At 70.2% G+C, this 20016-nt stretch carries 19 protein-coding genes; 14 read left to right on the forward strand and 5 right to left on the reverse strand.

Annotated features, from left to right (window positions below; genetic code table 11):
- Window positions 1-57: 57 nt before the first annotated feature.
- Complete coding sequence (locus HNR67_RS27315) at window positions 58-918, forward strand: NAD(P)-dependent oxidoreductase (protein WP_185005070.1); 861 nt, start codon at window positions 58-60, stop codon at window positions 916-918.
- On the opposite strand, the gene HNR67_RS27320 is transcribed toward HNR67_RS27315, so the two are convergent.
- Complete coding sequence (locus HNR67_RS27320) at window positions 915-2042, reverse strand: FAD-dependent oxidoreductase (protein WP_185005071.1); 1128 nt, start codon at window positions 2040-2042, stop codon at window positions 915-917. The two genes, HNR67_RS27315 and HNR67_RS27320, sit on opposite strands and share 4 nt — an antisense overlap.
- A 65-nt stretch (window positions 2043-2107) precedes the next feature.
- Between HNR67_RS27320 and HNR67_RS27325 the strand changes: the two genes are divergently transcribed.
- The 6 genes from HNR67_RS27325 (at window position 2108) to HNR67_RS27350 (ending at window position 10070) form a co-directional block, all read left to right on the forward strand.
- On the forward strand, window positions 2108-2797 hold the full coding sequence (locus HNR67_RS27325; RefSeq protein ID WP_185005072.1) for a TetR/AcrR family transcriptional regulator: 690 nt from the start codon (window positions 2108-2110) through the stop codon (window positions 2795-2797).
- 52 nt (window positions 2798-2849) lie between these two features.
- Window positions 2850-3791: a GNAT family N-acetyltransferase gene (locus HNR67_RS27330; RefSeq protein WP_185005073.1), complete on the forward strand. Its 942-nt coding sequence runs from the start codon at window positions 2850-2852 to the stop codon at window positions 3789-3791.
- Between the two features lie 57 nt (window positions 3792-3848).
- Window positions 3849-5021 (forward strand): FAD-dependent monooxygenase, encoded by a 1173-nt coding sequence (locus tag HNR67_RS27335; protein ID WP_185005074.1) that lies wholly within the window; start codon window positions 3849-3851, stop codon window positions 5019-5021.
- 242 nt (window positions 5022-5263) lie between these two features.
- Window positions 5264-6388 carry a GNAT family N-acetyltransferase gene (locus tag HNR67_RS27340; protein WP_185005075.1) on the forward strand — a complete coding sequence of 375 codons (1125 nt, stop codon included), beginning with the start codon at window positions 5264-5266 and terminating at the stop codon, window positions 6386-6388.
- Window positions 6385-7551: a LuxE/PaaK family acyltransferase gene (locus HNR67_RS27345; protein ID WP_185005076.1), complete on the forward strand. Its 1167-nt coding sequence runs from the start codon at window positions 6385-6387 to the stop codon at window positions 7549-7551. Before HNR67_RS27340 ends, HNR67_RS27345 begins: the two co-directional genes overlap by 4 nt.
- Window positions 7548-10070 carry an acyl-CoA reductase gene (locus HNR67_RS27350; RefSeq protein WP_221490069.1) on the forward strand — a complete coding sequence of 841 codons (2523 nt, stop codon included), beginning with the start codon at window positions 7548-7550 and terminating at the stop codon, window positions 10068-10070. Before HNR67_RS27345 ends, HNR67_RS27350 begins: the two co-directional genes overlap by 4 nt.
- 52 nt (window positions 10071-10122) lie before the next feature.
- Here HNR67_RS27350 and HNR67_RS27355 read toward each other — a convergent pair whose 3' ends face one another.
- On the reverse strand, window positions 10123-11613 hold the full coding sequence (locus HNR67_RS27355; RefSeq protein ID WP_185005078.1) for an FAD-dependent monooxygenase: 1491 nt from the start codon (window positions 11611-11613) through the stop codon (window positions 10123-10125).
- 95 nt (window positions 11614-11708) lie between these two features.
- Here HNR67_RS27355 and HNR67_RS27360 point away from each other — a divergent pair, with 95 nt between their 5' ends.
- Both HNR67_RS27360 and HNR67_RS27365 read left to right on the forward strand, forming a co-directional pair.
- The gene (locus tag HNR67_RS27360) at window positions 11709-12269 is read left to right on the forward strand and encodes a TetR/AcrR family transcriptional regulator (RefSeq protein WP_185005079.1); all 561 of its coding nucleotides are present in this window, start codon (window positions 11709-11711) and stop codon (window positions 12267-12269) included.
- Window positions 12270-12395: 126 nt separating this feature from the next.
- The gene (locus tag HNR67_RS27365; protein ID WP_185005080.1) at window positions 12396-13517 is read left to right on the forward strand and encodes a hypothetical protein; all 1122 of its coding nucleotides are present in this window, start codon (window positions 12396-12398) and stop codon (window positions 13515-13517) included.
- 21 nt (window positions 13518-13538) lie between these two features.
- Here HNR67_RS27365 and HNR67_RS27370 read toward each other — a convergent pair whose 3' ends face one another.
- Window positions 13539-13913: a MerR family transcriptional regulator gene (locus tag HNR67_RS27370; protein WP_185005081.1), complete on the reverse strand. Its 375-nt coding sequence runs from the start codon at window positions 13911-13913 to the stop codon at window positions 13539-13541.
- 33 nt (window positions 13914-13946) lie between these two features.
- On the opposite strand from HNR67_RS27370, the gene HNR67_RS27375 reads away from it, so the two are divergent.
- Window positions 13947-14366 (forward strand): hypothetical protein, encoded by a 420-nt coding sequence (locus HNR67_RS27375; protein ID WP_185005082.1) that lies wholly within the window; start codon window positions 13947-13949, stop codon window positions 14364-14366.
- Here HNR67_RS27375 and HNR67_RS27380 read toward each other — a convergent pair whose 3' ends face one another.
- The gene (locus HNR67_RS27380; protein ID WP_185005083.1) at window positions 14367-14837 is read right to left on the reverse strand and encodes a winged helix-turn-helix transcriptional regulator; all 471 of its coding nucleotides are present in this window, start codon (window positions 14835-14837) and stop codon (window positions 14367-14369) included.
- Window positions 14838-15628: 791 nt separating this feature from the next.
- Between HNR67_RS27380 and ltrA the strand changes: the two genes are divergently transcribed.
- Together ltrA and HNR67_RS27390 are read left to right on the forward strand one after the other, a co-directional pair.
- Window positions 15629-17398: a group II intron reverse transcriptase/maturase gene (gene ltrA, locus HNR67_RS27385; protein WP_185005084.1), complete on the forward strand. Its 1770-nt coding sequence runs from the start codon at window positions 15629-15631 to the stop codon at window positions 17396-17398.
- A 122-nt stretch (window positions 17399-17520) separates the two neighbouring features.
- On the forward strand, window positions 17521-18588 hold the full coding sequence (locus HNR67_RS27390) for an alpha/beta hydrolase (RefSeq protein WP_185005085.1): 1068 nt from the start codon (window positions 17521-17523) through the stop codon (window positions 18586-18588).
- A 2-nt stretch (window positions 18589-18590) separates the two neighbouring features.
- On the opposite strand, the gene HNR67_RS27395 is transcribed toward HNR67_RS27390, so the two are convergent.
- Window positions 18591-19220 carry an NAD(P)-dependent oxidoreductase gene (locus HNR67_RS27395; RefSeq protein ID WP_185005086.1) on the reverse strand — a complete coding sequence of 210 codons (630 nt, stop codon included), beginning with the start codon at window positions 19218-19220 and terminating at the stop codon, window positions 18591-18593.
- A gap of 101 nt (window positions 19221-19321) precedes the next feature.
- Between HNR67_RS27395 and HNR67_RS27400 the strand changes: the two genes are divergently transcribed.
- The gene (locus HNR67_RS27400; RefSeq protein ID WP_185005087.1) at window positions 19322-19693 is read left to right on the forward strand and encodes a winged helix-turn-helix transcriptional regulator; all 372 of its coding nucleotides are present in this window, start codon (window positions 19322-19324) and stop codon (window positions 19691-19693) included.
- A complete protein-coding gene (locus HNR67_RS27405) occupies window positions 19693-20010 on the forward strand; it encodes a hypothetical protein (protein WP_185005088.1) in 318 nt (105 codons plus the stop codon). The genes HNR67_RS27400 and HNR67_RS27405 overlap by 1 nt, the downstream gene beginning before the upstream one ends.
- The last annotated feature ends 6 nt before the right edge of the window (window positions 20011-20016 follow it).

Genomic DNA, 20016 nt, shown 5'->3' on the forward strand with positions numbered 1-20016 from the left:
GATCGCCGGGTGTGAGGCTGATCGGGTCAGTCAGCGAAACCCTTGGGGGACAACACCATGACGAACTCCGACGTGACCGTGCTGGGCCTGGGTCAGATGGGCTCGGCACTGGCCGCCGCCCTGCTGCGCGCCGGTCACCAGACCACCGTGTGGAACCGCACCGCGGCCAAGGCCACCGCCCTGGCCGCCGAGGGCGCGCAGGTCGCGGCCACCGCGGCGCAGGCCCAGGCGGCCAGTCCGGTGATCATCGCCTGCGTGCTCGACTACCCGGCCCTGCACGAGATCCTGGACCCGGCCGCGCTGGCCGGACGCACCCTGGTCAACCTCACCTCCGGCTCCCCCGAACAGGCCCGCGAGACCGCGGCCTGGGCGGCCGGACACGGGATCGGCTACCTCGACGGCGGGATCATGATCACCCCGCCCGGCATCAGCAACCCGGCCTCCATGCTGCTCTACAGCGGCCCCCGGACCGCCTTCACCGACACCGGGAAACTGTTGTCCGCCTTCGGGGAGGCGATCTACCTCGGCGCGGACCCCGGCGTGGCCTCGCTGTACGACACCGCGCTGCTGGGGATCATGTGGGCGAGCATGACCGGCTGGCTGCACGCCGCCGCCCTGGTCACCGCCGACGGCGCCACCGCGGCCGAGTTCACGCCCCTGGCCATCCGCTGGCTCGGCGATGTCAGCGGGTTCGTGCGCGCCTACGCCCAGCAGGTCGACGAGCGGGCCTACCCCGGCTTCGACGCGACCATCGACGTGCAGGCGGCCACCATCGAGCACCTGGTGCACGCCAGCGAGGTCCGCGGCATCGACGCCGCACTGCCGAAGTTGTTGCGGGACTACGCGAAACGCGCGGTCGCCCAGGGCCACGGCGGCGACGGCTGGGCCAGGGTGATCGAACTGCTCCGGGCCGCCTAGTCCGGTTCGGCTGCCTGGAAGGCGGCCAGCAGGGCGTGCGGCACGTCCTCGCCGAAGAGGGACTCCTGGAGCCGATCGCTGTCCGCGGCGGTGTCGGCGGCGCGCGGGAACATGGCCTGCTCGTAGGCGGTGAGCGCGGCCTCGACGTCCCCGGGGTGCGCGGCCAGGGCCTGGCCGAGTTGTGCGCCGTCGAGCATGGCCAGGTTCGCGCCCTCGCCGTTGGGGGCGGTGAGGTGGGCGGCGTCGCCGAGCAGGGTCACCCCCGGCACCCGCGCCCACCGGTGCCCGTCCGGCAACGCGTGGTGCGGGCGGTGCACCAGCGGGGTGTCGCCGTCGGTGATCAGCGCGGTCAGCTCAGGGGCCCAGCCGTGGAACTCCTGGGCGATCCGCGCGGCCGCGGCGGCGTCGGTGAAGTCGATGGCGGCGAACCAGTCCAGGGCCTTGGTGAGCAGCACGTAGGTGTGCAGGGTGTCGCCGCTTTCCCGGTGCGCGTGGATCTCCCGGTCCGGCTCGACCGCCATCAGCGACCCGCCGCCGACCGCGCTCGCCGCGGCGGGGTGCCGGGTGTCGGCGTTGTACAGGCAGGTCTCGACGAAGGAGGTGCCGGTGTACTCGGGCACGGCGGCGGAGAGCAGCGGCCGGATCCTGGACCACGCGCCGTCCGCACCGACCAGCAGTCCGGTGTGGACGGTGCTGCCGTCGGCGAAGGTGACCTCGTGCCGGCCATCGCCGAGGGTGCGGGCGGCGCTGACCTTGTGTCCCCATTGGACGGTCCCGGCGGGCAGCGAGTCGAGCAGCAGCTGCCGGAGGTCGCCGCGCTGCACCTCGGGTCGGCCGCCGGTGCCGTCGTCGAGCTTCTCGAACAGCACGGCGCCCGCCCGGTCCAGGATCCGCATGGCCTGGCGGCCGTCCAGGACCAGGCCGCGGAACTCCGCCATCAGGTCGGCCGCCTGTAACGCGAGCTGGCCGTTGTAGTCGTGGATGTCGAGCATCCCGCCCTGGGCTCGGGCACTGGGTGCGGGTTCGGCCTCGTGCACGGTGGCCGCGATGCCGTGCAGGTGCAGCACCCGGGCCAGGGTGAGTCCGCCGAGTCCGGCCCCGATGATCGTGACGTGGGTGGTCATGAAACCCCTCTCTGGAATGTCGTTCCAATGTTGGAACGGCATTCCAGATGTGTCAAGATGGCGGCATGGCAACGCGGTCGGGCCGATCCCAGCGACGTACCGAGGCACTCTCCCGGGAGCGCATCGTCACGGCGGCGATCGAGCTGCTCGACGCGGCGGGTGAGAGCGGGCTGACCTTCCGGGTGCTCACCGAACGCCTGGCCACCGGGCCGGGGGCGATCTACTGGCACGTGGCGAACAAGGGCGAGCTGGTCGGCGCCGCGACCGAGGCCGTCATCACCGCCGCGCTGGCCACCGCACCCGCGGACTCGCCGCGGGCGGAGATCCGGGCCGTGGCGCTCGGGCTGTTCGAGGCGATCGAGCAGCACCCGTGGCTGGCCACCCAGCTCTCCGCACAGCTCTCCGGCAACCCGTGGGGCGCGGTGACCCCGCGGATCTTCGAGTGCGTCGGCCGCCAGATCCGCGCACTGGACGTGCCAGAGCAGGACTGGTTCACCGCGACCTCCGCGCTGGTGCACTACATCCTCGGCGCGGCAGGCCAGAACGCGGCGAACGCCCAGGTGGCCGGATCCGAGTCGGACCGGGCCGAGTTCCTGGCGAACGCCCAGGCGGAGTGGGACAGGCTCGATCCCGGGGAGTACTCGTTCCTGCGGGCCGTGGCCGGGCAGATGCGCGAGCACGACGACCGCGAGCAGTTCCTGGCCGGGATCGACCTGGTGCTCGCCGGGGTGCACGCGCTCCGCCCGAAGGGGTAGACCCGGCGTTATTGGTTGGACTCCCCCGCCGGGCCCGGACTTCACTGTCCGGATGCGCCTTCCCGACGGCTACTCCCTGGAGCGGCCCAGCCTCGCCGAGGTCCCGGAGATCCTCGCCCTGGTCCACGCCAGCGATATCGCCGCGGTGGGGTTCCCCGACTTCGACGAGTCCGAGGTGACCGCGACGCTGACCGCCCCCGGCTTCGACCCGGCCACCGACTCCTGGCTGGTCCGCGACCGCGAACGCGAGCTGACGGGCTGGGGCTATCTGGACAGTCCCAATGACAGCGCCGGGGAGATGTTCTGCGAGGCCTACGCCCGGCCAGGCGCGGACCCGGCGGTGCAGGCCACGTTGATCACGCTGCTGCTGGACCGGATCGCCGCCCGCACCAAGGCCGCGGGACGATCCGAGGTGATCGCCAAGGCGGGAGCGGTGCCGACCGAGGAGGCGTACCTGCGGGTGCTCGCGGCGGCCGGGTTCGAGCTGGAACGCCAGCACGCCCGGATGGCCAGGCCACTGACCGGGACCGAGCAACCACCCGAACCCGTGCCGGGCTACACCCTGCGGCCGCTGCGGACCGAGGAGCTGCGCGACTGCCACGAGGTGCTGCGCACAACCTTCGCCGAGACCGCCCACCCACTGCACAGCACCTTCGCGGAGTTCGCGGCCACGCCCGGCATCCAGTGGGCGGACAGCCTGGCGGCCGAGGCGGACGGCGGTGGCCTGGCCGGGGTGTCGGTGTGCTCGAACCAGGCGGTGGCCGACAACGAGGGCTGGATCAAGTGGCTCGGCGTGCTGCCCGAACACCGCGGGCGTGGCCTGGCCTCGGCGTTGCTGCGCGCCGGCTTCGCCGGGTACGCGGCCGAGGGCCGAACCAAGGTCGGGCTGGGCGTGGACACCACCAACCCGACCGGCGCGTACCGGCTGTACGAGTCCGTGGGCATGACCGCGGCCTACCGGACGAACATCTACCGGCAGACCATCCGCCGCTGACCTGCACCGTCAGTCGATGGTGCGCGACTGGTCAGCGGCCCCGGCCAGGCTGCCGCCATGACCAGCAACCGCAACGTCCTGATCTCCGGCGCCAGCATCGCCGGACCCGCACTGGCCTTCTGGCTGCGCCGCTACGGCTTCAACCCCACCGTCGTCGAACGCGCCCCCGTGCTGCGCCCCGGCGGGTTCGCGGTGGACTTCCGCGGCCCGGTGCACCTGGAGGTGCTGCGCCGGATGGACATCCTGGCGGAGGTCAGGGCCAACCAGACCGATGCCGGCGAGATGATCGTGGTGGACCGGGACGGGCGCCAGCAGGCCAGGCTGCCCGCCTACCTCACCGCGGGCGAGGTGGAGATCCTGCGCGGCGACCTGAGCCGGATCATCCACGACCGCACCAAGGACGACGTGGAGTACGTCTTCGGCGACTCGATCACCTCGCTCACCGAAACTCCCGACGGCGTTGAGGTGACCTTCGAACGCGGTGCGCCGCGCACCTTCGACCTGGTCGTCGGCGCGGACGGGCTGCACTCCAACGTGCGGCGGCTGACCTTCGGCGCGGAGGAGCAGTTCCTGCGTCACCTCGGCTACTACGTGTGCGGCTTCTCCATGCCCGGCCACCCCGGCCTGGACAAGCACAACCGCATCTACAACGAACCCGGTCGAGGGGCCGCGCTCGGCGGTGTCGAGGCCGGCACGCTGATGGTCTTCGCCAGCGACCCCCTCGACTACGACCGGCGGGACCCGCAGCAGCAGATGAAGCTCGTCGAGCGGGCCTACGCCGGGATGGGCTGGCAGGTGCCCAAGATCATCGACGCCATGTGGGAGGCGCCGGACTTCTACTTCGACTCGATCAGCCAGATCCACCTCGACCGGCTCTCCCAGGGACGGGTCGTGCTGCTGGGCGACGCCGGGTACGGGGCGACCTGCGGCGGGCTGGGCACCGGGCTGGCCGTGGTGTGCGCGCACGTGCTGGCCGGGGAACTCCAGGCCGCCGACGGTGATCACCGGGTGGCGTTCCGGCGGTACGAGCAGATCGTGCGGGACTACGCCACCGGGTGCCAGAAGACCTCGGACAACGCCGGGCCGTTCCTGGCCCCGCGCACCGCCTTCGGCATCCGGCGGCGCAACCTGATGTACAAGGCGCTCGCCTCGCCCAGGCTTAGTGCATTTTTCAACAAACTGACCACGAAGGCCGCTTCCGGTCTGCAACTTCCGGCCTATCCGCGTTGACCTGGTTCGCAGACCTCTCACTAATTGCTCCAGCTGGTCGTATTCGCATGTGAGCCTGATCGCCCCGTCAGGCCATCCATGCAGGTCAGGGCTTTATCAAATCATGGTCAAGCCTTTTTCCGGGCTAGTGTTCGGACCGTTGCCGGAAGGCTGCGGACTTCTGGCCACATTCTGGGACACATCGTGGGACACACCTGCCGAGCAGCGTGCTGCCCCGAGAACGGAGAGCTGAGTTGGGGCCTGTGTTCGAGCCGGCGAGCGTCGACGACATCGACGAGTTACTCCGGCTCTACCGCAAGGTCTACGGCCGCGCCTACGCGCTGCCGCTGGGCACCGATCCGCAGGTGATGGCCGCCGAGATCACCTCTGACCGGACGAGCTGGCTGGTGGCCAGGGACAACGGCGACCTGGTCGCCTCCATCGTGGGCAACGTCGAACCCGCCGACCGGCTCGGCAAGATGCAGGGCCTGGTCGTCCACCCCGAGCACCGCGGTGGCGGCCTGGCCCAGCAGGCGGTCAGCTCGCTGGCGGAGCTGATCCTCTCCGATGGGCGCGCGGACTCCGTCTACGGCACCGCGCGCACCACCTCCACCGCCCCGCAACGGGTCTGCCTGCGCAGCGGGTTCAAGGCGCTGGGCATCTTCCCGAACCTGCGCAAGGCCGCCCGGCACGAGACCATGGTGCTGCTGGCCCGGCACCAGGACGGCGTGCTCGAACAGCGCCACCCGGTGGAGCGGGTCCCGGCCAGCCTCGGCCCGTTGCTGGACGCGGTCGAGCAGGTCGTGGGTCTGCCCACCCGGCCAGAGCTGGTGCCGGATGTGGAGGTGCCGGTGCGGCGTGGGGAGAGTGCGCCGGAGGTCGAGCTGATCAGCGCGCCGCGGTTCGTGCTGCGCCGCTACAACGAGCAGCTCACCAACGCCGACCGGCGCTTCTATCCCTTCCACACCCCGAACGTGCTGCTGGCCGCGGCCGACGGCTCCTACGAGGTGTTCGCGCACCTGTCCGGCAACGACGGCTACTGCACGCTGATCGGGGCCAACCCGGACGCGATGGCGGTGGCCCGGCACCTGGACCTGCTCATCGAGCAGCTCAACGACTACGGCGCCTTCTACATCGAGACCCTGGTGCCCCTGCACGCCTTCGACGAGCTGGGCCAGCTGCTCGCGCACGGCTTCCTGCCCGCGGCCGCCTACCCGGCGATGCGCCGCGACGGCGAGCTGTTCCGGGACTACGTGGTCATGGCGCGCACCATGCAGCCGCTGGACTTCCGCGGCCTGGCCATCGACGCGGCCTTCCAGCCGTTCACCGAGCAGTACATCGAAGCCTGGAAACAGATGTATCTCAACACACGCGGGGTGTTCCGGTGAGTTCCTACCTCGGACCGGTCACGGTCCCCGACCCGGCCGCGCTGGACGCGGTGCAGCGGCTGTGCGACCTGGCCGCGCCGTACGCGGCCGGCGCTGACGCGGACGAGTTGTTCGTGGCGGCGATGAACGAGTCCAACGCCTGGCATGCCGCGCGCTCGCCGTTCTTCGCCTCGCTGTGGCAGAGCAAGGGCCGCGCCGTGCTGGAGTCCGCTGAGGACCTGGCGCGGCAGCCGTTCGTGCACGCCAACTTCTTCAAGATGCACGAGGTCGTCTCCATCCCGCGCGATGAGGTCAAGTTGCACGTGACCTCCTCCGGCACCACGGGCCAGAAGTCGCAGATGTTCTTCGACGAGTGGACCCTGCGCGCCGGGCAGCGGATGGTGGCCCGGATCTTCGACCACTACGGCTGGATCGACGACAGCCGCGCGGTGGACTACCTGATCTACACCTACCAGCCCCGGCCGGGCCTGAACCTGGGCGCCTCCTTCACCGACAACTACCTGTGCGAGTTCGCCCCGGTCAACCGGGTCGAGCACGCCCTGCCCAGCACCGGCACCGGACACGAGTTCGACGCCTTCGGCGCGATCCGCTCCCTGCTGCGCTCGGCCGAAGACGGTGTGCCGGTGCGGATCCTGGGCTTCCCGGCGTTCCTGTCCTTCACCCTGGACCGGATGCGCAACATGGGCATGAAGCCGATCCAGCTCGACCCGGCCTCGCTGGTGGTCTTCGGCGGCGGCTGGAAGGGCAACGCGGACAAGCAGATCAGCAAACCCGAGCTGTACGGCAAGATCGCCGAGCAGCTGGGCATCCCGGACGAGCGGATCCGGGACGGCTTCGGCTCGGTGGAACATTCGGTGCCCTACATGGAATGCGCCAACCACAACATGCACGTGCCGGTCTGGTCCCGGGTGCTGATCCGCTCGGTGCGCGACCTGTCCCCGCTGGGCTACGGCGAACCCGGTTACCTCCAGTTCGTCTCCCCGTTCATCACCTCCGCACCCGCGCAGAGCGTGCTGATGGGCGATCTCGCCTCGCTGCACACTCCCGCGGAATGCGGCTGCGGCGCCCCGACCCCGTGGATCCGGATCCTGGGCCGCGCCGGGCTGAGCCGCAACAAGAGCTGCGCCATCGCCGCCGCCGAACTCTTGAAGGACAAGTCGTGAACCAGCACTACTGGCAGGGCGAGTGGGTCGAGGACGCCGAGGCCGACCGCAGGCTGGACACCCTGGAGGAGCTGACCCAGCAGGTGCTCGGCGGGGAACCGCTGAGCCCGCTGCTGGTGCTGGCCGCCGCCGACAAGCTGGTCACCCAGCTCCGTGACACCCAGAGCCCGGTGCGCCGGCGCCTGGCCGACCGGCTGGCCGCCTGGCAGGTGCCCGCGGCCGAGATCGAGCAGACCCTCACCCAGCTCACCGGTGCGCTGGGGCGGGACACCCTGGAACGCAAGGTGGTCCGCGAACTCGGCGGCATCGACCCTGGTCGGCTGACCCGGTTCGACTTCCGGCAGGAGATCTTCGAGGCGTGGGCGCCGGTCGGGCTGCTCGCGCACATCGCCCCCGGCAACGCCCCCGCCGCCGGTGCGATGAGCGCCCTGGAGGGGCTGCTTTCCGGCAACCTCAACGTGATCAAGACCAGTGGCGACGACTCGCGGTTCACCGCCGAACTGCTCGCCGCGCTGGCCGAGGCCGACCCGACCGGGCAGATCGCGCGCCGGGTGATCGTGCTGCACTACTCCTCCAGCCGCAAGGACTGGCTGGAGCGGATGTGCGCGCCCGCCGACGCGGTGGCCGCCTGGGGTGGCGAGGAAGCCCTGGCCGGGGTGGCCTCGGTGCTGCGCCCCGGCTGCCGCCTGGTCGACTGGGGCCCGAAGCTCTCCTTCGCCTACCTCACCAAGGCGACCTGGGCCGAGCCGGACACGTTGCGCGCGGTCGCCGGGGACGTCTGCCTGCTCGACCAGCAGGCCTGCTCCAGCCCGCAGGTGATCTACCTCGACACCGAGGACGACGCGGAGGTCTTCGCCTTCGCCGAGCGCTTCGCCGCCGTGCTGGCCGAGACCGTGGCCGCCACCGAGGTCCGCGCGCCCAGTGACCCGGAATGGGCCGAGATCACCAACACCGTGCTGGTCACCGAGCTGGAGGAACACCTCGGGCTGACCAAGGTGCACGCCGCCGCGGACGGCTCCTGGCGGGTGCTCGCCGACACCCGCTCGGCCCTGCGTGCCTCCCCGCTGTTCCGCACGGTGTGGGTGAAATCGTTGTCCCGCAGGAACATCGGCCAGGTGCTGCGGCCGATGCGCCGCTACCTGCAGACCGTGGGCCTTGGCGCGGACCGCGACGAGGTGGCCGCGCTGACCCGGGCGCTGATCGGCGCGGGCGTGCAGCGGATCACCATGCCCGGCCGGATGCTGGGCAGCTACGACGGCGAACCGCACGACGGGGTCTACGCCCTGCAGCGCTACAGCCGCCGGGTCGATGTGCAACTGGACGCGCGGTTCACCGGGCACGCCTGCCTGGACGACCTGGTCTCCTCCCGCCCGCTGCCGCCGCCCGCGGTGCCGGTGACCACCAAGGCCCGCTTCGATGAGTTGCAGACCGACCTGAGCCGGGCCGAGGTGTTCTTCCGCAGCGGCGGCACCACCGGCGAGCCGAAGCTGTCCGCGTTCAGCTGGGCCGACTACGACGAGCACATGCGGCACGGCGCCGAGGGCCTGCTCGCCGCCGGGCTGGACCCGCGCACCGACCGCACGATGAACCTGTTCTTCGGCGGTCAGCTCTACGGCGGGTTCCTCAGCTTCTTCTCCGCGCTGGAACGCCTTGGCGCGGTGCAGTTCCCGATGGCCGGTCAGCAGAACCTGCACGACCTGGTCGCCAAGTCCATTGTGGACAATCGGGTGGACACCCTGCTGGGCATGCCCAGCTATCTGCTGCGGTTGTTCGACGAGTCCGGCGACACCCTGCGCAACTACCGGGGTGTGCGCAAGATCTTCTACGGCGGCGAGCACTTCAGCGAGGCCCAGCGGCAGTGGCTGACCGAGGAGTTCGGCGTCGAGGTCATCCGCAGTGCCGCCTACGGCAGTGTGGACGGCGGCCCGCTGGGCTACCAGTGCCCGGACTCCCCGGCCAGGGTGCACCACCTCTTCGCCGGCATCCAGACCCTGGAGATCCTGGACCGGGAGGAGGATCGCCCGGTCGGGCCCGGTGAGACCGGCCGCCTGGTGTTCACCGCGCACACCCGCCGCGGGCAGCGCCTGGACCGCTACGAGATCGGCGACCTGGGCCGCTGGCTGGCCGACGACTGCCCGTGCGGTCGCCGGACGCCGCGGTTCGAGTTGCTGGGCCGCTCCGGGGATGTCTTCCGCAGTGGCGGGCACTTCCTCAACTACCGGCGGTTCGTCGCGGTGGCCGATGAGGCCTTCGCCTACGCCGGTGACCTGCAGATCGTCCTCGATGAGCAGGACGAGCGGGAGAGCCTGACCATCCGCCTGGAGCGGGGCCGGGCCAACCTGGACCCGAACGCGGTGCAGGCGGAGTTCCTGGCCCGCTACCCGGAGCTGACCATCACCGCGGTCCGGGACAACCTGGTGGACCTGCGCGTGCAGCTGACCGATCCGAAGACCTTCGACCGGACCGGGGCCAGCGGCAAGCTGGTCGCGGTGGTCGACCGGCGCGCTCGCAACAGCTGAGCGCGCGGAGGGCGGGCCGGAACCCCGAGCCCGGTCCGCCCTCCCTCAACCTTCAGCTCGTCCCGAGCCAGCGCTTGAGGGCGACCGCCAGACCGGCGAGGTCGCCGGAGTCCGCGGCCCAGGCCACGAAACCGTCCGGCCGCACCAGCAGTCCGCTCAGTCCGGCGCCGTTCGCCTTGCCCCGCACCAGATCCAGGCGGTCGGCGTAGGGCCTGGCCAGTTCGGCGAGGTCCTCGTCCCCGGTGAGATCGACGAGCAGGGCCCGGCCGCCGCGGGTGTGCTCGGCCAGCCGGGTGCCGTCCTCGAACTGCAGGGCGGGCATCAGCGCGCCGGTCAGTGGATGGCCCTCGCCCAGGTCGTAGTGCTGCCACAGACCGGAGACCCGCCGCGCGTAGTAGGTCGCCCCGTCCCCGGTGCCGAGGAAGTCGGCGACCAGACCACGCAGCGCGGTGCTGTAGGGGTCACCGCGCATCACCGCCACCTGGGACCGGGTCCACTCCAGCACCCAGGCGCCGATCGGGTGCCGCTCGCCGGTGTAGGTGTCGAGCAGGCCGTCGGGCGCCCACCCGTGGACGGTGGCGGCGAGCTTCCAGCCCAGGTTGACCGCGTCGCCCAGGCCCAGGTTGAGGCCCTGGCCGCTGAACGGCGGGTGCACGTGCGCGGCGTCCCCGCACAGCAGCACCCGGCCACGCCGGTAGGTGCTGGTCTGCCTGGTGTGGTCGGTGAAGCGGGTGCCGCCGGGGGCGACCTCGGTGACCCGGACGTCCTGGCCGCTGACCCGCCGCAGACTGGCCTCCATCTCGGCCGCGGTGACCGGTGCGGCGCGGTCGGCCGGGGGCCCGTCCAGCTCGAAGGTGCGCATCCAGCCCGGTTTCGGCCCGTAGACGTACATGCCGGTGGGCGTGTGCTGCCAGCCGCTGCCCAGCAGGTCGGCCCCCACCACGGTGCCCGCCGCCTGGCGGGCGGTCATCGTCGGTTCGGCGCCGGGGAAGTCGAATCCTCCCTGACGGCGCACCAGACTGCGGCCGCCATCGCAGCCCACCAGCCAGGCCACCCGGACCTCGCCATCGTCCAGGTGCACGGTGACCCCGTCCTCGTCGGCCTCGAACCCGGTCACCTCGACCCCGCGCCGGACCTCCAGCCCCAGCTCGGTCGCGTACTGACCGAGGAAGCGCTCCAGCTCGATCTGCTGGATGTGCAGGTACCAGTCCGGGCCGTGCCCACGCAGGCTGGGATCGTCCGGGTCGACGGGCGCGGCCGGGACCAGGATCCCGCCGAAGTGCCCGACGAACGGTGACCGCTTTCCCTTGTCCAGGAACGGCGACTGCTCGGCCGCGGCCAGCAGTGCCGGGAGCAGTCCGCGCCGCTCGAAGGCCGCCACCGAGGCGGTGTTGATCGCCCCGGCCTTGTTCGTGGTGTCCAGCTCGCGCAGCCGTTCCACGACGAGCACCCGCACCCCGGCCAGCCGCAGCTCGGTGGCGAGCAGCAGGCCGACCGGCCCGCCGCCCGCCACCAGCACGTCGTAGTCCAACCGCGTCGACATCCGACAATGTCCTTAAGATAGATCGATGTATCTTACGGCCTTCACGGTAGGACACTGCGATAAGATAGGCAAGTCTATCTACGAGGGGTGTACGGATGGCTGAGCGACGTCGCGGCGCGGCACTGGAGCAGGCGTTGCTGGACGCGGCCTGGGCGGAACTCACCGCCAACGGCTACGCCAGATTCACCATGGACGGCGTCGTCCAGCGCGCGGCCACCAGCCCACCGGTGCTCTACCGCCGCTGGTCCGACCGCGAATCACTCATCCGGGCGACCATCACGCACGTCCTGGCCCGGTCCCGGCTCGCCCTGCCCGACACCGGCAGCCTGCGCGGCGACGTACTCGCCCTCCTGCGGGAGATCAACGCCACCCGGGTCCAGCTCATCACCGTGATGAGCGCCCACCTCGCGGGCTACCACCAGCAGACCGGCGCCAGCCCCGGCGACCTGCTCAACACCGGCGAGGACCCCGACCTCGACCTGCTCTACGAGCGCGCGATCAGCCGCGGCGAGATCACCGGCGAGGGCCTCAGCGACCGGGTGAAATCCCTGCCATTCGATCTGCTGCGGCAGGAGATCCTGGTGACCTTCGCCCCCGTGGCCGACCACGTGCTGACCGAGATCGTCGACACGATCTTCCTGCCACTGCTGCGCTGAACGCCGAAAGGACGAGTAACGCCCGCGGTACCGGCTGAAAGTACGAGGGGCGCGCGCCCCGGCCCGGCCAGGGTGGGGCTTATGGCGTTCTTGTCTGGAACAGCGCACCGCCGGACGCGGCGGTCCGTGTCCTGGTTGCTCACCGGGGCCGCGGTCGCGGCCCTGACCCTGGCCGGTGCCGCACCGGCATCGGCGGCCGCGATCCCCGTGGTCCAGCCTCTGGTGTTCGACTCGCCGGGCTGGCGGGCGCTGCCGTTGTCCGATCGGCAGCTCTTCACCCAGTTCGCGCACGTCGCGACCACCTTCACCCGGCACGCGGCCGGGGTGTGGGCCCCGTCGTTCCGCCCCGACCGGATGCCCCGCGTCATCGGCGCCCTGCCCGAGGGTGCCGGGCCCGGCACCCGGCCGCGGTACGCCTACGCGATCGGCCACCCGGACCCGGCCAAGCTGGGCACCGCTACGCCGGTGGATCTCCCCCGCGAACTGGGGCTGCCCGCGGTGCACCGGATCACCGACGGGCCCGCGCTGGACAAGCTGCGCGATCTCCCCTTCTACGAGGTCGACGACGCGGCCGTGGTGCACTTCAACTACGGGACCGGGGCCTCGTTCGATCCGGGCACCTGGCTGCTGTCCCGGATCGACGTGCACGAGGCGTTCCACCACTTCCAGTCCACCTTCCGCCCCGCGGTGCCCGGCCAGCCCAACCCGCTGGACTTCCCGAGGGGACCCGCCGCGGTGCACGCCCTGGCACTGCTGGAGGACCGGGTACTGGCCGCGCCCGGCCCGGCCCGCGAACGCCTGCGCACCTTCCTGGCCATCCGCGCCACCCGCTACGCCATGGTGCCCGCGGTGGTGGACCTGGAGCGGCAGCAGGACCAGTGGGAGGGCACGGCCCGCTTCGCCGAGGACCGCTACGTCGAACTCGGCGGGCAGACCGTCGTGCACGAGGACCAGACCCCCACCGACCGGCGCGGCTTGTTCTTCCACTTCGCCGGCAACCGCAGCTACGCCGTGGGCACCGCCACCGGCAGGCTCCTGGAACAGCTCACCGGCGAGGGCTGGCGGTGCCTGATCGCCGAGGGGAACGCACCGGCCGACGCCGCGGCCAAGCTGGTCGGCACGCCCGAGGGCGCCGACCGTGAGCGGCTGATCGAGCTGGCCAAGCAGCGGCACGACTACCCGGCGCTGCTGGCCAGGGTCACCGCGGCCGACCTGCCCGGACTCGACCTGGGCCGACCGGCCCGCTGACCACGCCGGGACGGGAACCCGTTACGCCGCGGGCGGGTTCCCGTCCCGGACCGCGTCCAGGTACTCCGCGATGGCGTCCCGGTTGCGCACCAGCGCCTCGATCCGCCCCGACATCCGGTCCCGCTCACGTTCCAGGGTGGTGATCATCTCCGGGGTGGCGTCCGGGAAGTGGATCGCGCGGGGTTTGTTCAGGCAGGGCAGGATCTGCTTGATCAGCCGGGTGGGCAGACCGGCATCGAGGAGTCCGCGGATCTGCAGCACCCGGTCCACCGACGGCTCGTCGTAGGAGCGGTAGCCGTTCTGGCAGCGCTCGGCCAGGATGAGGCCCTGCTCCTCGTAGTAACGCAGCAACCGCCGGGGGGTGCCCGTACGCTCCGACAACTCTCCGATCCGCACGTCAGCCCACCTTACCGATGAGGAGCAGGCCCGATGCCCACCGCGGAGAACGCCCCCCTCAACGCCCTGCTCGGTTTATGGCGCTCCAGCGGTCAGACCCTGGACATCCCGTCGGTGCGGATCATCGGCACCGATGAGTACACCTGGTTCCCCGGCGAGCACTTCCTGCTGCACCGGGTGGACGTGCGCTTCGGCGGCGAGCACGTCGAGGCCCTGGAGATGATCGGCCCCTACGACCCGGCCACCGGCGGCTACCCGATGCGCGCCTTCGACAACCGCGGCGTGCTCTCGGAGATGACCGCGGCGGTGGACGCCGAGGGCGTGTGGACCTTCACCGGCCCGGACACCAGGGCCACCCTGCGGATCGCCGAATCGGTGATGGCCGCCCGATGGGAACGACTGGTCCGCGGGGAGTGGACGCACTGGATGGACATGAGCTTCAGCCGCGCCTGATCACCCGCGGTGCGCCCCCGGGCCGGGGTTGAGGTCCACGTCGGCCCTGGTCAGCTGGTCGTGCCCGGCGCCGCAGGTCAGCACCGCGTGCACGGATTCGCCACAGTCGTGGTGGGTCAGCAGCACCGAGGGCCCGGCCGGGTCGGCCACATACCGGTCGCCCCACTGCATCAGCGCCACCAGCACCGGGTACAGCTCGCGGCCCTTGTCGGTGAGGTGGTACTCCGGGCGGGCGCGCTGACCGGGCTCCTGGTAACTGTCGCGGTGCAGCACACCGTGTTCGACCAGGGTGGCCAGGCGCTGGGTGAGCAGGTTGCGGGCACAGCCGATCCGGCGCTGGAACTCCTCGAACCGGGTGATGCCGAAGAATGCCTCGCGCAGCACCAGCAGCGACCACTTCTCGCCGACCACGGCGAGTGTGCGCGCCACTGAGCAGTTGTTGTCGGTGCTGACCTCGGCGACCTCGGGCATGCCACCAGCCTACCCTTGGGTTGTGAATCCGAACTGAGGTCGGGGCCACAGCGGACTCACACCCGGTTCATAACTTCCTGACAACTGCCTCCTACTGTCGGTGACGGCCACCCCACCGCCGAAGGGACCCCGCTGGTGCGACACGAAGTCACTCCACCCCAAGTAGACGGTCCTTGAAAGGAGCCTGAACATGAGGGCCGTCTCGGATCAGTGTCCAGATCCGTCCCCACGCTCGCATGCGTCGCTGGTAACGGCGGGGTGTGAAGCCGAGTGTGAAAGCCCAAGAGCGGCCCGTGCCATCGGGCCGCAACAGGTGAAGGGGAAGATTGGACGGGCAAACGCAAGTGAACCCTCGATGACGCCTCGTTATCCCTACACCACGCCGATGGCGACGTTCTCGGTGGTGCTAGGGCCTGGCGCGGAAGAGCGCGAAGCGGCCTCCATCCTTTGCGAGATGGAGGATTGGACACCGCAGGCCCCGGGGTTAAGAGGGTGCCCTACCCCAATCATGTCTTGAAGGAGTGGAACGTGGAAACCCCGATGGAGTCCGGGAACAACATGCCGGTAGGCCAGAGGCGACAACGGCTTAATTCTCCAGCGGGAACAGGATGATCCGAGAAGCAAAGGCCGGTAGGGCGAAAGCTCAGGGGAAACCGGGAGCAGCGGCGGCTCCGCCGTCCCGCATAACCCGCCGGATACGGGCGGATGCCCGGCCCGAAAGGGAGCAGACGCGGATCAGGTAGGCCCGTGAAGACCACCTGTCAGGAAGTCGGAACCGAGGGACAAGTTAGATGCCGAAACAGGCGGGAGCGACCGCCGAGGCGGCGCCTCTGCCAGCATCGGTGAACGGACCCAAGGACTACGCTCGGCAATGGCACAGCATCGACTGGGCTAGAGGCGAAGCGCGAGTACGGCGACTGCGGCAGCGAATCTTCAAGGCCGCGCGGGAACAGGACCTGTCCAAGGTCCGGAACTTGCAAAAGCTTATGCTGCGGTCACACTCGAACACACTTGTCAGCGTGAAGAGGGTGACTCAGTTGAGCACCGGCCGACGAACGGCGGGCATAGACCAGGAGACGGCACTGACTCCGACGGAGCGGGGACGGATGGTGGCGAAGATCGCTGCTGATCCGCTGTCTCGTGGAGCCCGCGCGGTCCGTCGCGTGTATATTCCGAAAGCGAATGGGAAGCAACGCCCCCTGGGGATTCCCGTGCTGCTCGACCGCGCACGTCAAGCGCGCGCCAAGAACGCACTGGAACCCGAGTGGGAAGCCCGGTTCGACGAACGAACCTACGGTTTCCGCCCTGGGCGAGGCTGCCACGACGCGGTCGAGGCCATCTTCAACACCTGCGGCACGAAACGAGCCAAGAGGGTGTGGGTTCTCGACGCCGACCTGTCAGCCGCGTTTGACCGCATCAGCCATGAACACCTGCTCAGAGCCATAGGATCGTTCCCCGGTCGGGGGCTGATCCGAGCCTGGCTTCGAGCGGGAGTCATGGAGAACGGCCGGTTCTCTCCCACCGAGGAGGGGACGCCGCAGGGTGGCGTTATCAGTCCTTTGCTCCTCAATATCGCGTTGAGCGGGATGAGCACGGCCGTCGGCGGCCCCAGCAATTCCGAGTCCAGCTGGGCGCGGCGGGGCAGGCCGACGCTGGTCAACTACGCCGACGACTTCGTGGTGCTTTGTCACAGCGAAGCGGAAGCGTATGGGATCAAGGAGTCGCTGGCGCGATGGTTTGCTCCCAGAGGGTTGAATTTCAATGAGGAGAAGACGCGAGTCGTCCACCTTCGTGATGGATTTGATTTTCTGGGGTTCAACATCCGTCGCTACAACGACAAAATGATCATCAAGCCCAGCAAAGAGGCCGTCAAGAGGGTCCGGAAGAGGCTCCATGACGAGGTGCATTCCCTGCGGGGAGTGAACGCCAAGGCCATGGCGAAGAGGCTCAATCCTATCATCAAGGGATGGGCTACTTACTACCGGACGGTGGTGTCCAAGAAGACGTTCAAGTCCTTGGACAGTCATATGTACAGACTCGCTTTGAAGTGGGGAAAGCATACGCACCCGAAGAAGTCGATAGCCTGGGTTGTCTCCAGGTATTTCGGCCGGTTCAATTCACTCAGGCAGGACAGGTGGGTGTTTGGTGATCGGGAAACCGGAGCCTATGTTCACAAGTTCGCTTGGGTCAGGATCGAAAGGCACATTCAGGTCAAGGGGGACAGTTCCCCTGACGATCCGAGCCTGGAGAGATACTGGGCGAGTCGCGTACGCAAGAAGATGCCGACGACCGCGGACAGAATGTCCGTTGCGTTGGCGGACCGCCAGAAGGGGATCTGTCCGCTGTGTAAACAGCCGCTGGTCGCCGGTGCCGAGTATGAACCAGACAATGTGCGCGACTGGGCGCGATGGTTCACGGCATCCATGAAACCGCTGCAACGGCAGCGGCTCGTGCTTCGGCGGGATGGCGGCTCGGATGAGAAACCGAATCTTCGCCTTGTACACGCTGAATGCCTGCGTCAGCTTCATGCTGCGCAAGGCAGGAAGGTTGGTAAAGCATGATCCAGCGCGACCCTGGGGGCCCACTTGAGCCGTGTGCCGCGACGAGTGGCACGCACGGTTCTGAGGGGGGACCGCCGCAGCAATGCGGCGGTCCTACCCGACTGCCCCTGCGCAAACCCGCCGTGTCCACCGTCACCGCACTCCTGCTGACGCTGAGCCCGGTGCTCGCCCAGGCCGAGGCGGAAGGACAGGGCGTGGGCATGGTGGCCTACGACCTGGGCCGGGCGGCCTTCCGCACCCCGGCCATGCCCGAGCCCCTGGAGCTGACCGCGGTGGTGCACTACCCGGTGCGGCGCAGTGCCCGGCCCGCGCCGGTGGTGCTGATGCTGCACGGCTCCTGGCACTCCTGTGTCGACGAGGCGGCCTGGCCGTGCACCACCTCCGCGCCGATGCCCAGCCACCGCGGCTACGACTACCTCGGCCGGGCACTGGCCGACCGCGGCGTCATCGCCATCTCCATCGCGGCCAACGCGATCGAGGGCCAGTGGAACCGCCCCGGCGGCAACGGCCCCGCCCAGCCGATGCAGCCCTACCAGGCCCGCGCGGACCTGATCAACAAGCACCTGGCGATGTGGCAGCGGCTGGCCGCCACCGGGGACGGCGAACTGGCCGGGCGGTTCACCGATCCGGACACCGGCGCCGCCCGCGAGGTCGACTTCCGCGGGCGGGCCGACCTCACCAGGGTCGGCACCCTCGGCCACTCCCGGGGTGGCAAGGGCGTGATGTGGCAGGCCGCCGACCGGGAACGGGCCAAGATCCCGGCCGGCGTGCGCATCCGCGCGGTGCTGCCGGTCGCACCGGTGTACTTCCCCCTGGTGGAGGGCGATGTCAGCGACGGGCTGGTGACCACCGCGCCGGTCCGGGTGTTGATCAGCAGCTGCGACGGCGCGGTGGGCGAGGCCGGTCGCGGGTACGTCCGCGACGCACTCGCCGCCGGCACCCGGTATCCGGCCGCGGCCAGCACCTACACCGGCGGCAACCACAACTTCTTCAACACCCGGTGGTCGCCGGGCAGTGGCCAGCAGCACGCCTATGACGACGCCCCGGGCCGGGAGGAGAACCCGCCGCTGCCCGAGGGCCAGTGCCGCGAACCCCAGTCCGGGAAGGTGGTCGCCCAGCTCGACGAGCCGAGGCAGCGCGGCCGGGCCCTGGACGAGGTGATCAAGTTCTTCACCCGCGCCCTGACCTGAACTCAGACCGGGTACACCGCGACCTGCTTGCCGTGGTGGCGGGGGGTCTCGATCTCCTCGACCACCGCGGCGACGAAGTCCAGCCCGGACAACGCCCCCTCGGTGCGCGGCCAGCCCGGCGCGACCAGGCCACCGTCGATGCGGTGCCCGGACCGCCCGGCCTCGAAGTCGAACTCCCCGATCGGGCTCAGCACCAGCCAGTCCAGGCCCTCGGTCTGGGCCAGCGCCTGAGTTCCGGCCAGGTGGCCCAGGCAGAACGGCTTGTACTCCGCCGGGAACTCCGGCGCGTCCATCAACCGCACCCCCGGCGCGGACTCCAGCAGCACCGCGATCCCCAGCACCAGCACCCGCACCCCCGGCACGGCGGCCAGGGCCTTGGCGGCGGCGGTGTAGATCGCGGACGGGTCGGCGCTGACGTCGTAGACCGTGCTGACCGCGACGTCGTGGCCGGGGACCAGCGCGGCCACCGAGGCGGCGTCGGTGACATCCCCGGTGACCACCTGGCCGGGCAGGTCGGGGTGGCGGGCCGGGTCGCGGACCACCGAGGTCACCTGGTGGCCGCGGGCCAGTGCCTCGGCCACCACCAGCCGGCCGACCCGGCCACCGGCACCGAAGACGATGATCTTGCTCATGGGTTCCCCAGTTCGTCAGTGCCGTGCTGATCACGGCGCTGACCTGGACGCTATCCACGACATACTTGTTACTTCAAAGGTACTTGGCTACCGTTCGGGAAGTGACCAAGCCACTGCGGCCGGACCTGTTCGACCCGGCCTGCCCCTCCAGCGCACTGCCATTCCGGATCGGGGACAAGTGGACGGCGCTGGTCATCCGCTGCCTGGAGGACGGGCCACGCCGGTTCACCGAACTGCGGGTGCCGATGGCCAGGGTGACGCCGAAGGTGCTCACCGAGACGCTGCGCGCGATGGAACGCGACGGCATGCTGACCCGCACGCACTACCCGGAGATCCCGCCGAGGGTGGAGTACGAGCTGACCGGGCTGGGCCGCTCGCTGCTGGGGCTGCTGGAATCCTGCTGCACCTGGGCGGATGAGCACCTGCCCGAAGTCCTCGCCGCCCGCGCCGAGCACGAAACGCGGACCGGCTGATGAGCGAACTGTGGCGGTCCTCCCGGGAGCACTGGACCGATCACCAGGGCCGGGTGTGGATCCGGTCCCAGCCGCGCTGGCTGGTGGAGAAGGACGCCCGCCGGTTCGTGCTGCGCGGCTCCACACTGGTCGCGGTGGAAACCGCCGAGCCCGAGCTGACCTGGCTGGATCCGGCCGCGCGCCCGGGGTTCTGGGCCGAGCGGGTGGCCGGCCGCCTCGACTGCGAGCAGACCGCCCACCTCGACCCGACCTACCGGGTCAGCATGTGGCGCAGTGCCACCGGCGCCCGGCTGGTGCTGATCACCGAGAGCTGCTGAGGGGAA

This window comes from Crossiella cryophila (assembly GCF_014204915.1).
Taxonomy (GTDB): Bacteria; Actinomycetota; Actinomycetes; order Mycobacteriales; family Pseudonocardiaceae; genus Crossiella; species Crossiella cryophila.

Bases quoted from the DNA above. Each gene is read 5' to 3' on its own strand.
- HNR67_RS27360 (WP_185005079.1), top strand. From the start codon at position 11,709: ATGGCTGAGCGACGTCGCGGCGCGGCACTGGAGCAGGCGTTGCTGGAC.
- HNR67_RS27320 (WP_185005071.1), bottom strand. From the start codon at position 2,042: ATGACCACCCACGTCACGATCATCGGGGCCGGACTCGGCGGACTCACC.
- HNR67_RS27330 (WP_185005073.1), top strand. From the start codon at position 2,850: ATGCGCCTTCCCGACGGCTACTCCCTGGAGCGGCCCAGCCTCGCCGAG.
- HNR67_RS27335 (WP_185005074.1), top strand. From the start codon at position 3,849: ATGACCAGCAACCGCAACGTCCTGATCTCCGGCGCCAGCATCGCCGGA.
- HNR67_RS27315 (WP_185005070.1), top strand. From the start codon at position 58: ATGACGAACTCCGACGTGACCGTGCTGGGCCTGGGTCAGATGGGCTCG.
- HNR67_RS27355 (WP_185005078.1), bottom strand. From the start codon at position 11,613: ATGTCGACGCGGTTGGACTACGACGTGCTGGTGGCGGGCGGCGGGCCG.
- HNR67_RS27375 (WP_185005082.1), top strand. From the start codon at position 13,947: ATGCCCACCGCGGAGAACGCCCCCCTCAACGCCCTGCTCGGTTTATGG.
- HNR67_RS27405 (WP_185005088.1), top strand. From the start codon at position 19,693: ATGAGCGAACTGTGGCGGTCCTCCCGGGAGCACTGGACCGATCACCAG.
- ltrA (WP_185005084.1), top strand. From the start codon at position 15,629: ATGCCGAAACAGGCGGGAGCGACCGCCGAGGCGGCGCCTCTGCCAGCA.
- HNR67_RS27380 (WP_185005083.1), bottom strand. From the start codon at position 14,837: ATGCCCGAGGTCGCCGAGGTCAGCACCGACAACAACTGCTCAGTGGCG.
- HNR67_RS27395 (WP_185005086.1), bottom strand. From the start codon at position 19,220: ATGAGCAAGATCATCGTCTTCGGTGCCGGTGGCCGGGTCGGCCGGCTG.
- HNR67_RS27325 (WP_185005072.1), top strand. From the start codon at position 2,108: ATGGCAACGCGGTCGGGCCGATCCCAGCGACGTACCGAGGCACTCTCC.